At 59.1% G+C, this 14,733-nt stretch carries 13 protein-coding genes; 8 read left to right on the top strand and 5 right to left on the bottom strand.

Going from position 1 to position 14,733, the window contains the following annotated elements:
- Window positions 1-105 precede the first annotated feature (105 nt).
- The 5 genes from hflK (AC3WWR_RS00340) (at window position 106) to cfaB (ending at window position 7,422) form a co-directional block, all read left to right on the top strand.
- Entirely contained in the window at window positions 106-2,070 is a 1,965-nt protein-coding gene (gene hflK / locus AC3WWR_RS00340) for a protease modulator HflK (RefSeq protein WP_492598385.1), read from the top strand.
- Complete coding sequence (hflC, locus tag AC3WWR_RS00335; protein WP_492598384.1) at window positions 2,067-3,101, top strand: protease modulator HflC; 1,035 nt, start codon at window positions 2,067-2,069, stop codon at window positions 3,099-3,101. Before hflK (AC3WWR_RS00340) ends, hflC begins: the two co-directional genes overlap by 4 nt.
- The gene (gene hflK, locus AC3WWR_RS00330; RefSeq protein WP_492598383.1) at window positions 3,098-4,156 is read left to right on the top strand and encodes a protease modulator HflK; all 1,059 of its coding nucleotides are present in this window, start codon (window positions 3,098-3,100) and stop codon (window positions 4,154-4,156) included. Before hflC ends, hflK (AC3WWR_RS00330) begins: the two co-directional genes overlap by 4 nt.
- Window positions 4,153-6,066: a heavy metal translocating P-type ATPase gene (locus AC3WWR_RS00325; RefSeq protein ID WP_432668771.1), complete on the top strand. Its 1,914-nt coding sequence runs from the start codon at window positions 4,153-4,155 to the stop codon at window positions 6,064-6,066. Before hflK (AC3WWR_RS00330) ends, AC3WWR_RS00325 begins: the two co-directional genes overlap by 4 nt.
- A gap of 168 nt (window positions 6,067-6,234) precedes the next feature.
- A complete protein-coding gene (gene cfaB / locus AC3WWR_RS00320) occupies window positions 6,235-7,422 on the top strand; it encodes a C17 cyclopropane fatty acid synthase CfaB (RefSeq protein ID WP_020797960.1) in 1,188 nt (395 codons plus the stop codon).
- A gap of 3 nt (window positions 7,423-7,425) precedes the next feature.
- Here the strand turns inward: cfaB and cls are convergent, their stop codons facing one another.
- A complete protein-coding gene (gene cls / locus AC3WWR_RS00315) occupies window positions 7,426-8,865 on the bottom strand; it encodes a cardiolipin synthase (RefSeq protein WP_432668769.1) in 1,440 nt (479 codons plus the stop codon).
- Window positions 8,866-8,997: 132 nt separating this feature from the next.
- On the opposite strand from cls, the gene AC3WWR_RS00310 reads away from it, so the two are divergent.
- Window positions 8,998-9,519 carry a DUF3617 domain-containing protein gene (locus AC3WWR_RS00310; protein ID WP_151143757.1) on the top strand — a complete coding sequence of 174 codons (522 nt, stop codon included), beginning with the start codon at window positions 8,998-9,000 and terminating at the stop codon, window positions 9,517-9,519.
- 61 nt (window positions 9,520-9,580) lie between these two features.
- On the opposite strand, the gene AC3WWR_RS00305 is transcribed toward AC3WWR_RS00310, so the two are convergent.
- Together AC3WWR_RS00305 and folE2 are read right to left on the bottom strand one after the other, a co-directional pair.
- Window positions 9,581-10,480, bottom strand: coding sequence for a His/Gly/Thr/Pro-type tRNA ligase C-terminal domain-containing protein (locus AC3WWR_RS00305; RefSeq protein ID WP_020797957.1), 900 nt, complete (start codon window positions 10,478-10,480; stop codon window positions 9,581-9,583).
- A 195-nt stretch (window positions 10,481-10,675) separates the two neighbouring features.
- The gene (gene folE2 / locus AC3WWR_RS00300; protein WP_083349927.1) at window positions 10,676-11,572 is read right to left on the bottom strand and encodes a GTP cyclohydrolase FolE2; all 897 of its coding nucleotides are present in this window, start codon (window positions 11,570-11,572) and stop codon (window positions 10,676-10,678) included.
- Between the two features lie 94 nt (window positions 11,573-11,666).
- Here folE2 and zigA point away from each other — a divergent pair, with 94 nt between their 5' ends.
- Window positions 11,667-12,872 carry a zinc metallochaperone GTPase ZigA gene (gene zigA / locus AC3WWR_RS00295; RefSeq protein WP_033041042.1) on the top strand — a complete coding sequence of 402 codons (1,206 nt, stop codon included), beginning with the start codon at window positions 11,667-11,669 and terminating at the stop codon, window positions 12,870-12,872.
- Between the two features lie 3 nt (window positions 12,873-12,875).
- Here the strand turns inward: zigA and AC3WWR_RS00290 are convergent, their stop codons facing one another.
- The gene (locus AC3WWR_RS00290) at window positions 12,876-13,232 is read right to left on the bottom strand and encodes a hypothetical protein (RefSeq protein WP_042955427.1); all 357 of its coding nucleotides are present in this window, start codon (window positions 13,230-13,232) and stop codon (window positions 12,876-12,878) included.
- A gap of 26 nt (window positions 13,233-13,258) precedes the next feature.
- On the opposite strand from AC3WWR_RS00290, the gene AC3WWR_RS00285 reads away from it, so the two are divergent.
- Window positions 13,259-14,224, top strand: a complete 966-nt coding sequence (locus AC3WWR_RS00285) for a CobW family GTP-binding protein (protein WP_033041040.1) — start codon at window positions 13,259-13,261, stop codon at window positions 14,222-14,224.
- Window positions 14,225-14,294: 70 nt separating this feature from the next.
- Here the strand turns inward: AC3WWR_RS00285 and AC3WWR_RS00280 are convergent, their stop codons facing one another.
- Window positions 14,295-14,708, bottom strand: coding sequence for a DUF3301 domain-containing protein (locus AC3WWR_RS00280; RefSeq protein ID WP_020797952.1), 414 nt, complete (start codon window positions 14,706-14,708; stop codon window positions 14,295-14,297).
- Window positions 14,709-14,733 lie beyond the last annotated feature (25 nt).

The raw sequence follows: 14,733 nt of genomic DNA, 5'->3' as shown, positions 1-14,733 counted from the left end.
ACAGGTTGAGCATCTTTAGATAGGGCGATTGAGCACGAAAATTTCACCAGTACTGTTATATCGTTACGAGATACCCCGCGGGGCAATGCTAAATACTGGAGTGGTATGCAAGTCGATCTCGAAGAGGGTGGTGATGGAGCGCAGGCGGCCAGGCTGCCGCGTTTTCAGCAGGCAGTTTTTCAGGGGCGACGATTGCGCCTGCTCGCCATCGGCCTCGGCGCGCTCGCGGCAATGGGCCTGGTGCTGGGTTTTTTTGTCGGGCTGTTTGCGCCGCAATCCCTTTGGCCTGCGCTGTTGTTCAATCAGAGCGCCGCATTGCTGGTGCTGGTCGCTGGCTTGCAATCGGCCTGGTGGGTCACGCAATGGCGTGCGCAGGCGATGAATCCCTTGGCATCGGTGGTCGCCGCTGATGAATCTGAAGTACCAGTGGGCTGGTACGAACGGCTGCTGGAGCGAATCAGTCAGCGCTGGCTGAAGCTACTCAGGCAAATCGGAGCCCCGACACTGTGGCTGGCCGGTTGGGCGCTGCTGGCGTTGTTGTGCGTCGAACAGGCATGGACCCTTGCTTTGCCTTCCGCAGCGCTGGGCATGTCGGCCACTGTCAGCGCGACCCTGGGGTTGTTGTTGGCCTTTGGTCTGTTGGTTCTCGAGCGTCAGCTTGCTCAGGAAAATACTGCTCAATGGCCCGAGGCAGGCGCCTTGGCGCAGCTGACCCGCGTGGCGATCATCAGCCTGATTCTTGGAGCGTTTTGCCTGCTGTTCGGCAGTGAGACTTCGGTTTGGCCGGTGCGTCTGGCGGTACTGATCGGCCTGCTGCCGGGCTTCGTTGCCTTCGAATTACTGCTGCGTGCCGTGCTGTCATTGTTCAGCCCGCGTCGCGAACAACTTGAACCTGCATTGCTGGCGCGTAGTTTTGTCGCCGACATGTTGCGCTGGCCGCCACGGCCATTGCAGGCATTGCAGAACGAATTGCACAACCGCTTCGGCATCGACCTGCGGCAAATTTGGGCCTTCACATACATGCGCCGGGCATTGTTGCCGGTGCTGGGGGTAGTAGGCATCGTCGGTTGGGTGCTGACCGGTGTTCACGAAATTCCGCTGCAAGGGCGGGGGATCTATGAGCGATTCGGTAAACCGGTGACGGTGTTTGGGCCTGGTCTGCATGCGGGTTTACCGTGGCCATTGGGGAGGGTGCTAAGTGTCGAAAATGGCGTGGTTCACGAATTGGCCACCAGTGTCGGCGAAACATCGGCCCCCGTGCAGGCAGACCCCGCCGAAGGCCCGGCGCCGATAAACGCCAACCGGTTGTGGGACGCCAGCCATGTGAATGACAAATCCCAGGTGATTGCCAGTAGCCGCGCAGACAAGCAGAGCTTTCAGATCGTCAACATGGACGTGCGTTTTGTTTATCGCATTGGTTTGAGCGATCAGGCGGCATTGGCTGCAACCTATAACAATGCGGATGTGCCGTCGTTGATCCGCAGCACCGCGAGCCGAGTTCTGGTTCACGACTTCGCGTCACGCACCCTTGACGGTTTGCTCGGTGAGGACCGGGTAGGGCTTGCCGAGGAAATCGGCCGGGCCGTGCAGGCCGACCTGCAGAAACTCGACAGCGGCGTGGAAATTCTCGCTACGGTCGTTGAAGCGATCCATCCCCCGGCAGGGGCTGCCAATGCTTATCACGGGGTGCAAGCCGCACAGATCGGCGCGCAGGCGTTGATTGCCCGTGAACGCGGAGCCGCCGCCGAAGCCACCAACCAGGCGCAGTTGCAGGCGAGCATTGCCCGGGATCAGGCAACGGCTACCGCCCATGAAATCAACGCGACGGCCAAGGCTGGCGAGCTGAAATTCAGCGCCGAGAAAAAGGCTTACGCCAATGCCGGCCAGGCCTTTGTGCTGGAGCAATACCTCGGTCAACTTTCCCAGGGCCTGGCCAGCGCCAGCTTGCTGGTTCTCGATCATCGTCTGGGCGGCAGCAGCAATGCTCCGACCATCGATCTGCGTACATTCACGTTGCCGGCTGACCCTGCGTCGTCGCGTAAAACTGCTCAGCCAGGAGTCGCCAATTGAGCCAGCTACATACCCATGATCATGCCAACCACAGTGGCCACGATCACAGCCATGGCGGCCATCACCACGGCCATCACCATCATGGTGATCCGCAAGAAGCCGGCCCGTTCCCCTGGCGACGCATGGGCTGGGCGGCGTTGTTGGTGGCGTTTGCCGTGGCGGCAGCAAGCCTGGTGCAAGTGCGTTCAGGCGAAGCCACGGTCATCACACGTTTTGGCAATCCATCGCGGGTGCTGGTAGAACCCGGGCTAGGCTGGCGCTGGCCGGCACCCTTCGAAGCAGCGATCCCGGTGGATCTGCGACTGCGCACCACGTCCAGCGGTCTGCAGGATGTGGGCACGCGGGACGGCTTGCGCATTATCGTTCAGTCTTACGTTGCCTGGCAGGTGCAGGGTGATCCGGACAACGTGCAGCGCTTTATGCGCGCTGTGCAAAACCAGCCGGACGAAGCGGCACGGCAGATTCGCACCTTCGTCGGCTCCGCGCTGGAAACCACGGCCAGTAGTTTCGATTTGGCCAACCTGGTGAACACCGATGCCAATCAGGTGCGCATCGCCGATTTCGAAGCACAGTTGCGCAAGCAAATCGATCAGCAGTTGCTGAACACCTATGGCGTGCGAGTGCTACAAGTTGGCATCGAGCGCCTGACCTTACCGTCGGTCACGCTCACTGCGACGGTCGATCGCATGCGCGCCGAGCGTGAAACAATCGCGACTGAACGCACCGCCATTGGCAAGCGCGAAGCGGCGCAAATTCGCTCCGCGGCGGAACGCGATGCACGAATCGTCCAGGCCGATGCCACGGTGAAAGCGGCGGACATTGAGGCGCAATCCAGGGTCGAAGCCGCGCAGATTTACGCGCGTGCCTACGCTGGTTCACCGCAGCTTTACAATTTGCTGCGCTCACTCGATACCTTGGGCACGGTGATTACCCCGGGCACAAAACTGATCCTGCGTACCGATGCCGCGCCTTTCCGGGCATTGGTTGATGGTCCGCCGACGCTGGAAAATAAACCCGGGTCGCAGCCATGAATTTGGTTCCACGTGGAACAAATGAGTTGAGTAGCCCGTGGATTCAGGCCGGACGCTTGGCGTTTTTCGCTCTGTATGCCGTGACAGTGTTGGCCGCTTTGGCTTGGGCGTTCTCCAATGTGCGACAAATCGACCCGCAAAATCGTGCGGTGGTTTTGCACTTCGGCGCTCTTGATCGCGTCCAGAATGCCGGTTTGCTATTGGCCTGGCCGCGTCCGTTTGAACAGGTGATTTTGCTGCCAGCGGCGGATAGGGTCATCGAGCGTCGAGTGGAGAACCTGCTGCGAACTGACGCCGCATTGCAGGCCGATCGCGCCGCCAGTTTTGCAACGCCGATCAGTGATGCGCTGGCAGGATCCGGTTATTTGCTGACGGGGGATGCCGGTGTGGTGCAACTGGATGTGCGGGTGTTCTACAAGGTCACAGATCCGTATGCCTTCGTGCTTCAAGGCGAGCATGTGCTTGCGGCCTTGGATCGTCTGGTGACCCGTAGCGCATTGGCACTCACGGCTGCACGAGACCTGGACACAATTCTGGTCGCACGGCCGGAGTTGATCGGCGCTGATAATCAGGCGGCAGAAAGGCGCGAGCGTCTACGGGGTGATCTGGTGCAAGGCATCAATCAGCGTCTGGCGCAATTGGCCGCGACAGGGCAGGGGCTGGGGATCGAAGTGGCGCGGGTTGACGTGCAGTCGAGCCTGCCGGCGCCTGCGATCAACGCCTTCAACGCCGTACTGACCGCCAGCCAACAAGCCGACAAGGACGTGGCCAACGCGCGCACTGAAGCAGAGAAGCTGACCCAGGCCGCCAATGAACAAGCCGACCGTACGCTACAAGTCGCACACGCTCAGGCGAGTGAACGGCTGGCGAAAGCCTCGGCTGATACCGCCACGGTGATCAGTCTGGCCAATGCGCAACAACAGGCCGCCGATCCGCAAATGTTGCTGCGAATCTACCGCGAGCGGATGCCGAAAATTCTTGGCCAGGCCGGCTCAGTCATTACGGTCGATCCGCAAGACGATTCCCGCCTGATCATTCAGGGAGCTGCACAATGACCGCTCAAACTGCCGCCGCACCGAGCATGTTGTCCTCGGCCGAACAACGCAGCGCTGCTCGCCAACTGACTTTGGCCATGCTTGCACTCGGCTTGCTCGCGTTGGGCCTTGTATGGCGCTGGTTGTCCCCGGAGCAAAGTGGGGTCAGCCAATTGTTGCTGGGTTTTGCTTCTGTACTGGTGGCCGTGCCAGTGATGCGTTCAGCCTGGTACAGCTTGCGGTATCCGAGCCTGCACGGCATCACCGATCAACTCATCGCCCTGGCGATGCTTGGCGCATGGGCGACAGGCGATCTGCTGACGGCTGCATTGCTGCCGATCATCATGATCTTCGGCCATGTGCTGGAAGAGCGCAGCGTGATCGGCTCGCAGGAAGCCATTCACGCCCTCGGCAAACTGACCCGCAGCCACGCGCGTAAGGTTCAGGCCGACGGCTCCATCGTCGAAGTCGACAATGGCACGCTCAGGGCCGGCGATCTGGTGGAAGTCCGTGCAGGTGATCGGGTGCCGGCGGATGGCCAGGTGTTGTCCGGGCAGGCGAGTCTGGACACCGCATCCATTACCGGCGAGTCGGTGCCGATGGAGGCGGGTGTCGGAATGGCGGTGTTCGGTGGCGCGATCAATCTCGATGGCCTGTTGCGCATTGAAGTGACACGGACCGGCGACGAATCGACCCTCGGCAAAGTGATCGCGCTGATGCAAAACGCCGAACGATCGAAGCCACCAATCACCCGGTTGCTGGAGCGTTACGCCGGGAGCTACCTGGTGCTGGTGTTGTTGCTGGCCGCAGTCACCTGGTTCATCACCAACGATGCCCAGGCCATGCTCGCGGTGCTGGTGGCTGCTTGCCCTTGTGCGCTGGTACTGTCGGCACCCGCTACGGCGATTGCCGGGGTAGCGGTAGCCGCTCGGCACGGCATTCTGATTCGCAGCTCGGCGTTTCTCGAAGAGCTGGCAGACCTGACATCGCTGGTGGTCGACAAGACCGGAACCCTCACCTTCGGCACCTTGCGCCTGCAATCCATCGAGAGCTCGCTAGCGGATCGCAACCCCGTCTTGAGGCTCGCCGCCAGCCTCGGTTCCGCCAGCAGTCACCCGGTCAGCCGGGCGCTCGCCGGGCTCGTCCCACCAGAGCATTTTCAGTTGCTGTCGGACATTCGCGAGCGTCAGGGTCTGGGCGTGGTGGCCATGACAGAGCAGGGCGAGGCTGCGCTTGGGCGGCCGGAGTTGTTCGCCCAATTGGGTATAGCTACCCCAAATGTTCCCGACCACGATGGCCCCATTGCCGGGCTGGCACTCAACGGTGAGTTTCTCGCTTGGCTGTTGTTGGCCGACAGTGTTAAACCGGAAGCGAAGGTTGCCTTAAGTGAGCTGAAGGACCTTGGATTGGGCCGACAGCTTTTACTCACCGGCGACCGGTACAGCGTCGCTCACACACTCGCTCGGGATGTCGGCATCAGTGAGGTTGAGGCGCAGGCCTTGCCCGAGGACAAATTGAATCGCGTGTTGAAAGAAATCGGTAACGGCTTTCGGCCTATGGTGGTCGGCGATGGCATCAACGATTCCCTGGCGCTCAAGGCTGGCGTTGTCGGTGTGGCAATGGGTGCAGGCGGGGCGGATATCGCGCTGGTTTCAGCGGATATCGTGTTGATCGGTAGCGACCTGCGGCGCCTTGGCACCTGCGTGCGCTTGAGTCGGCAATGCCGTCAGACTTTGCAAGTCAACGTGATTATCGGTTTGGGCTGGACTTTGGCGATCGTTGCTTTCGCGGCGTTCGGCTGGCTCGGGGCAGCAGGGGCGATGATCGCTGCGTTGCTGCATAACCTCAGTACGTTGCTGGTGTTGGGCAATGCTGGGCGTTTGTTGCGATTTCAGGAGCCGCTGTTCAAGCTCAATGAAGAGCGGTTTTAACAATACAGAACTGTGGGCCGGATTTGCAGTCATTTAGCTAAGAGCGGTCATTTCTGCGAATTCGCAACCGTTGTATATTCGTAGAGTGCCGCTATGAAATCGATAGCCAGTTGTTTTTCCAGGATGGTCTAACCTCTCAGCAGACGTCTGAAACAAGGGGGATTTTCCATGCTCGCGCAACTTCCACCGGCCTTACAGAATCTGCAGTTACCGCTACGCCTGCGACTCTGGGACGGTCATGAATTCAATCTGGGGCCGACGCCCAGTGTCACAATTGTGGTCAAGGACCCACAAATGGTCACCCAGTTCACCCACCCTAGCCTGGACGCGCTCGGGGCTGCGTTTGTCGAGGGCAAACTGGAACTCGAAGGTTCCATCAGCGATGTGATCCGCGTGTGCGATGAATGGAGTCAGGCGTTGCTGGATGAGGACGACGGCAATCAGCCGGTCCGCACCATGCATGACAAGGAGACTGACGCCAAGGCAATCTCCTACCATTACGACCTCTCGAACGCCTTTTACCAACTGTGGCTCGACAGCGACATGGCGTATTCCTGCGCTTACTTCGAGACAGGCAGTGAATCCCTTGAACAGGCCCAACAGGCAAAATTCCGTCATCTGTGCCGCAAGTTGCGCCTGCAACCTGGCGAATATCTGCTGGATGTCGGCTGCGGCTGGGGTGGGCTGGCCCGGTACGCTGCTCGTGAGTTTGGTGCGAAGGTGTTCGGTATTACCCTCAGCAAGGAACAACTGGCCCTGGCCCGGGAGCGGGTAAAAGAGGAAGGGTTGGAGGACCTGATCGAGTTGCAGTTACTCGACTACCGCGACCTGCCTCAAGACGGACGCTTCGACAAGGTGGTCAGTGTCGGTATGTTCGAACATGTCGGGCACGCGAACCTGGCCGAGTATTGCAAAACCTTGTTCGGCGCAGTGAAAGAGGGCGGGTTGGTGATGAACCACGGGATCACCGCCAAGCACACCGATGGGCGTCCTGTGGGACGCGGTGCGGGTGAGTTCATTGAGAAATACGTGTTCCCCAATGGAGAACTGCCGCACCTGTCGATGATCTCTGCCGAGATCAGTGAGGCAGGCCTGGAGATCGTCGATGTCGAGAGCCTGCGCCTGCATTACGCACGGACCCTGGATCACTGGAGCGAACGTCTGGAAGACAATCTGGAGGCCGCCTCGAAACTGGTGCCGGATCAAGCCCTGCGCATCTGGCGCCTGTACCTGGCCGGTTGTGCCTACGCGTTCGCCCGCGGCTGGATCAACCTGCACCAGATTCTCGCGGTGAAGGCCCACGCCGATGGCAGCCATGAGCTGCCCTGGACGCGAGACGATATCTACAATCCCTGATCCCTAGAGAATGGGCGAAATAAGCCGGGCGACCCGCATGCCGATTTGCTGCAAGCGACGGGTCTCCCGGCCTTCTTCCTTGGCGATTTCGTGAGCCTGGTCGAAGTCGTCGTTTAGCATTTGCTCCACTTGGGCAGCAAACGCTTTGTCGACCGTCAGTAGCATCACTTCGAAATTCAATCGAAACGATCGGTTGTCCATGTTGGCACTGCCAATGGCGCTGATTTCACTGTCGATCAACACCACTTTCTGATGCAGGAACCCGGGTTGGTAGCGGAACACCCGCACACCAGCGCGCACGGCTTCAAAGGCATAGAGGCTGGAAGCGGCGTAGACGATTCGGTGGTCGGGCCGCGACGGCAGCAGGATTCGCACATCCACCCCGCGCAAGACCGCCAGGCGCAACGCTGCGAGTACCGCTTCATCGGGGATGAAATAAGGGCTGGTGATCCATACCCGTTCGGTCGATGCGTGAATCGCTTCGACGAAGAACAGTGAACAGGTTTCGTAGGCGTCCGCCGGGCCACTGGCGAGTACCTGGCACAGCACTCCGTCGTCCGGGTAAACCTGCGGCAGGATCAGCGGCGGTAATTCTCGAGCCGCCCAGAACCAGTCTTCGGCGAAGGACTCTTGCATGCAGGCCACCACCGGTCCCCGTACTTGCACATGGGTATCGCGCCACGGTGCCAGCGGTGGTTTCTCGCCCATGTATTCATCGCCAACGTTGTGGCCACCGACGAAGCCGAGCATGCCGTCGACGACCACGATCTTGCGGTGGTTGCGAAAGTTGACCTGGAAACGGTTGAGCCAGCCGCTGCGGGTGGCGAAGGCTTTGACCTTGACGCCGCCATCGCGCAGTGACTGGACGTAACCGTGGGGCAGGGAGTGGCTGCCAATTCGGTCGTAGAGCAGGTAAATCGCCACGCCTTCGCTGGCTTTGTGCAGGAGCAAGTCATGCAGGCGACGGCCCAGCCGGTCATCGTGGATGATGAAGAACTGGACCAGTACGGCTTCCCTGGCCTGGTCGATGGCGTGGAAAATCGCTTCGAAGGTCGCCTGTCCATTCACTAGCAAGCACACTTCGTTGTTTGCCAGGCACGGCATGCGTCCCAGTTTCGGCATGGCCCTCAGCGACGCGTAGGCGCTGGATGCGCGAGCGGTGAGGGCTTCCTCCACCCATGGCCGCCAGTTCAGCTCGGAGACCGCCTTGCGCATCTCCTCGTTGGCTTGGCGCCGAGCCTTGATGTAGCCGTCGAAGGAGCTGCGCCCGAATACCAGGTAGGGGATGAGAGTCAGGTAAGGCATGAACAACAATGACAAGGCCCAGGCAATCGAGCCTTGCGCGGTGCGGACGGTCAACACGGCATGGATTGCTGCAATCAGGCCCAATGAGTGCAGCAGCGCGATGACATAACCAAAGACATGGGGTCCAAAATAATCCATGGGGGCAACCTTGCTCCTGAAGATTCAATGCTTAACAGACCATGTTCCGTGCAGAATGTCGCTATTTAATTGGCCCATGAACCGAAGCCCGCTGGCGACGTCTAACGGCCACTACTGATCAGGAGTTACTCGATGAACGTTCGTCTGCTGGGTTTGGCCATGGCATTTGGTTTGGCACTTCCTGTGGCTGCTCAGGCGCAGATGCTTCAGCCAGGTTTGTGGGAATTGACTTCGAGCAACATGAAAGTTGATGACCAGAACCTGCCGGATCTGCAACTGATCCTGGGTCAAATACAAAGCCAGATGACTCCTGAACAGCGCGCGCAGCTGGAAAAACAGGGCATCACCATGGGTGGCAAAGGGATTCGGGCGTGCTTGACGCCAGAGCAGGTCAAGAGCGACAACATTCCGCTGACCGACCCACAATCGGGCTGCAATCAGGAAATCACCGAGCGCACCGGTAATCAGTGGAAGTTCCGTTTCAGCTGCCCGAAAGCACAGGGCGCGGGTGTAGCCACCTTCCTCAGTGATCGTGAGTTCACCACCAAGGTCAACGGTACGTTCAACGCCACCGGCATCCAGCAGAAGGGTAGCCTCGATACCCGCGCGGTCTGGTTGGGACAGGACTGCGGCACCGTAAAACCAAGAGCCTAAACCTCATCGGGGCGAGCCTTGCTTTTTTGTAGGAGCGAGGCTTGCCCGCGAAGACGTCCGTTCAGCCACCTCCAATCCCCGGCTGACCTAACCACTCGCACACCGCCTCAACCTTCATCCTGCCAAAATCCTCTCCATTGCGATTGCGCACGCTGACATACCCGCCAGCTCTTTCCTGTTCACCAACCACCACCAGGTACGGCACCGTCTGACTGTGATGTCGAATCTTGTGGCGAACTTTTTCGTTACGCAGGTCCGCCAGGGCACGCACACCACTGCGGCGCAAGTGTTCGGTAACTGCGTGTGCGTAACTTGCCTGCCGGTCATCCATGCTGACCACCACCACATGGGCTGGCAGGCGCCAATGCTGCAGCTCGTGGTGGTTGGACCAGCAGGTACCATAGATCCTTTGCTGCAAGGTTCCGTTGATGTGATCGAGGGCGAAAGCTTGTAAGACCCTGGTGGTGGGCACATGAGGGCCGCTCGTCACATAGTCGGTATCCCCCAGGCGATACAGCGACAGATCGGCGCAAGAGGGCGAGTGGTTGCGATTGCGACGGATCGAGTGGTTGGCCGCCGCCAATGATTGCATACGCGCTTCGATCAGCGGCAGGTCAGCGGTCCTCATTGGACGTTCGACAGCGAACTCACAATAGAACCCGTCACCCAACGCCGAGCCGGTTCGCAATTGAGCATGGGAATGCAATTGCTTGACTGCCATCGCCAGCATCAGCGAACAGGAGCGCCGGAGGATCTCCAGGCCGTCGGGTTCCTGGGGCGTAACGATGCTGACCCTGGCATTGGCCCGGATCACGAACTCACAGTCGACCAACAGGCCGTCCACCCGACCCGCTACTGCAGCGTTGGCCAGCCCGGGGCCAATACTCGCGGCAATCTCATGTACGGACAGCGGTTGATCGTATTCACGCAATGAACCATCGGGCAGAGTGATCTGGATCATAGTTTTTGTTCTCGAATGCTTCGATCACATGCGTCAGCGGCTTAACCTTAGATCCAAAACCCGGCCGCTGTCATGTAGACGATTGTCGTGCCCACTCAAAACTCTTTCTAGAAAGCCCTGTAGGCGCGCAGCAGATTGATTGTTGATGCGCGCCATAACTTCGGTACAGAGCCTGGCGCAATGCCTGTAAATGGATTATGCGGCCTCCCAGTTCCACCGACTCTCGGCAACGGCATCGTGGGCATGCAGGCTTTCAGCATGGATGACGCGTATCTGGAACCCACTGACGCCGGGTGAGCGTTTCAGGGCCAGGTTCAAGCGTCGAGCAGCGTCTTCGCAAAACATCAGGTTCTGACCATTAGCCAAGGCGAACGCCTGTTCATCAGCCCGTTTGACAGCGGTTTGTACGGCGGTGCCGAGGGCTGCCTCGGCGTCGTTGATGATTGCGACCAGCGGCAATTCATCCAGGCTCTCGTGCAATCGCAGACTCAGTTGCGCCGTACTGCGTTGACTATGGGGCGTCGCAACAATGCCTTCAGGGGAACCGAGCCAAGCGAGTACTTCGTCGTGATGCAAAGTCCGGTTGGCAAAATCATCGACGAATTGCTGTTGGATCAGTTGTCGGGACAGCGCGGCTGAACAAGGACAGGTTGAGGAATAAGGCAGTGCCATTTTTAGTTCCACGTGGAACATCTGGTTTTTCAAACGTGCTTCGATGCTGACGGGATAGCTTTTCCAGCCAGACAGAGGACTGACCAATGCCGGTCTTTTCAGCAGCAAATCGGTGTGAATAGTCAGGTAGGCGTTGTTTGATAGCCCTTCGTGACTGATCAGGAAACTATGCAAAACCCGTCGTAGCAGACCGGGCGAGAGCGTTTCTTGCTCAAGCGTTTCCAACCCCAGATACAGCCGCGACATATGAATCCCACGCGCCTCGCCGTTATCGAGGCTCACACCCGCGTCGGCCGTCGCAGGCAATTTTTTGCCGTCGAGTAAAACAGGAAGAGCAATGCCACACATGCCCACCCATTCCAATGGGTGGGCTTGGCGTAAAGCCTGCGCGGCGATATCCGGCAGAGTCAGCGCATTCATGAGCAGGTCCATAGTGGAGTTTGTTGTGTAATGTTATATGATAACATTAAGACAAGCCCGATAATTTCACCGGGTACCCTGTGAGGAGCTTCTGATGCCAAATCGCCTTCCCGTGACAGTCCTCTCGGGCTTTCTTGGAGCCGGAAAAAGTACACTTCTTAATTACATACTACGTAATAGAAATGGTCTGCGCGTTGCTGTCATCGTCAATGACATGAGTGAAATCAATATCGACGGCAGTGAAGTCCAGCGCGATGTCAGTCTCAATCGTGCGCAAGAGAAACTTGTGGAGATGAGCAACGGCTGCATCTGCTGCACGTTGCGGGAAGACTTGCTGAAGGAGGTTAGCTCGCTCGCCGGGGAGGGTCGTTTTGATTACTTGTTGATCGAATCAACTGGCATTTCAGAGCCGCTGCCAGTAGCGGAGACCTTTACCTTCCGCGATGAAAACGGCCAGAGCCTCACCGACATCGCCCGGCTCGACACGATGGTTACCGTGGTCGATGGCATGAATTTCCTGCTCGATTTCCAGGCTGCCGAAAGCCTGGCGTCACGTGGCGAAACGCTGGGCGAGGGAGATGAACGCGCGATCACTGATCTGTTGATCGAGCAGATCGAATTCGCCGACGTCATCCTGATCAGCAAGATCGACTTGATCAGCAGCCGAGAACGCGAGGAACTGACGGCGATTCTTGAACGCCTCAATGCGCAGGCGCTAATCATCCCGATGGTCATGGGCGAAGTGCCGCTGGAGAAGATCCTCGATACCGGTCGTTTCAACTTCGAGAAAGCGGCGCAGGCACCGGGCTGGTTGCAGGAAATGCGCGGTGAACACGTGCCGGAAACCGATGAATATGGCATCGCGTCCTACGCCTATCGCGCGCGTCGCCCCTTTCATCCGCAACGCTTCTTCAATTTCATCGATGGCCCGTGGCTCAATGGCAAGCTGTTGCGCTCCAAGGGCTACTTCTGGTTGGCGAGCAAACACACGGATGCTGGCAGTTGGTCCCAGGCCGGCGGAATGATGCGTTATGGTTTTGCCGGGCGCTGGTGGCGTTTCGTGCCGAAGGATCAGTGGCCGCAGGATCAGGAAAGCACCGCCGCCATCCTGCAGAACTGGGACGCTGATAGCGGCGATTGCCGGCAGGAACTGGTGTTCATCGGCCAGAACGTCGATTTCGCGCAACTTGCCGCCGAGCTGGACGATTGTCTGTTGAGCGATGAAGAGATGGCGCCAGGCGCAGAGAGCTGGTGCTCGTTGCCTGATCCGTTTGGCCCTTGGTATGAAGAGGCCGCTTGATCCTCAAGGCTCGAGCCAGGTTCCCTGGCTCTGGGCTTCGCAAAACGGCTTCAAATACGCCGCATCCGTGGCAACGCCGTAATAGTGAATATCCTGCCGGTAAGGCATATTGGCGACTTGGGCGTTGCTGCACAGGCCGAACGCCCCACCAGGGCATTGGTCGACGTACTGCACTTCGACTTTCTGCCCTGCAAGGGTTGGCTGGCAGAATCCATCGGCGAACAGTTTTTGCGGAATGTTGCGGTTTTGCTGGCAGACTTTCACGTCAAGCCGTTCCGCCTGGCTGTGGACCACGCAAGCCTGGGCCAGCGCCTCGCCACTATTGAGCGCCAGCAGCAACGACACGCCTATCCACCGCATTCTTACCTCCCAAGACACCTTCGATCATGTTGCAGAACATTCCCACCCATGTCATCGCCGGGCCACTGGGGGCCGGCAAGACCAGCCTGATCAGCCACCTGCTGGCGCAACGTCCCGCTGGCGAGCGCTGGGCGGTGCTGATCAACGAATTCGGACAGATCGGTATCGATGCCGCGTTGTTGACCCGTGATGCCGATGGTATCGCACTGGGTGAAGTGGCCGGGGGCTGTTTGTGTTGCGTCAACGGTGCGCCGTTTCAGGTCGGTCTCGGCCGTTTATTACGCAAGGCGCGACCGGATCGACTGTTCATCGAGCCGTCCGGGTTGGGGCATCCGGCGCAGTTGCTCCGGCAGTTGCGTGAAGCGCCGTGGCAAGGTGTCCTGAGTGTCCAGCCCTGCGTTCTGGTACTGGACGCCAAGGCGCTGGCTGCTGGCAAGCCGCTCCCGCCGGCGCAACAGGAGGCGTTGGAGAGTGCCGGCCTGTTGCTGCTGAACAAGGCGGAACACCTTGATGAAATCGCTCGGCAACGCCTTGTCGCGCAGTTGCCGGAACGCCCATTGTATTGGGCGCACCATGCAGCCTTGCCATTGAGCCAATTGCCTGGCCTGGCCGCGCAGGCTGTGGCGGGTGTGGATAACTTCGTGGCGCCCAAGGGGTTGGCACAGTTGCCGGCGATCTGGACCGATCCGGCGCTACCGATTTGCTTGAGCCAGGCGCAGGAGGACAGCTGGAGCATTGGTTGGCGCTGGCATCCGAGCCAGACCTTTGACACTAACAGGATCGCTCGGTGGCTCGCAGGCCTTGATTGGCGGCGGGCCAAGCTGGTTATCCACAGCGTCGAGGGGTGGATGTCGGCGAATGCGCTGGATAATGCGGCGCTGGAATGGCGGTCCAGCGAATGGCGCCAGGACTCGCGGATTGAGCTTATTTTCAGTCAGATGCAGGATGTTGAGGTGCTGCAACGAGGACTGGATGGCTGTCGGTTGGGGTGAGGAACAAAAGATTGTCCGAACGCGGCCCGAACCTGCGGCAGCTTCTACAGGGATCGCCAGTTGCGTTAGTTCAAGGCCGCCACTTGGTATGTTCCTGCCGCCACTGGCTCAACTCGATCACCTCGGCACGCGGCTTGACCACGTCGACCACCGTGGCGGTGTCGTCGAATGGCACAGGATAAGGCGCCAGTTCGATCTGTGCGCTGTGTGGGCCGAATTGGGTGATGGTACCGTTGTGGCGGGTTTCGCCGGTTACAGTGAATTCGAAGTTATACACACGGGCCAATCGTCGCCGACCATTGGCATCCTTGATGAACGCGATTTTTTTCAATGCTACGTTGCCATCCAGCAACTCGATCCCAAGCTTGGCGCAATGCTGCTTGACCCGCTCGAGTGCGTGTTCGCGCAAGCCGTGGTTGTGCCATAGCCAGGCAGCCGCGGTAGCGAAAAGCATCAGCACTAGAATATTTCCAAGGGTCAGCATCTACAGGGCGCTCCAACAAGATAGT

It is taken from the genome of Pseudomonas sp. EB271-G4-1, from assembly GCF_058791355.1.
This window is presented reverse-complemented; position numbering and strand designations above follow the sequence as displayed.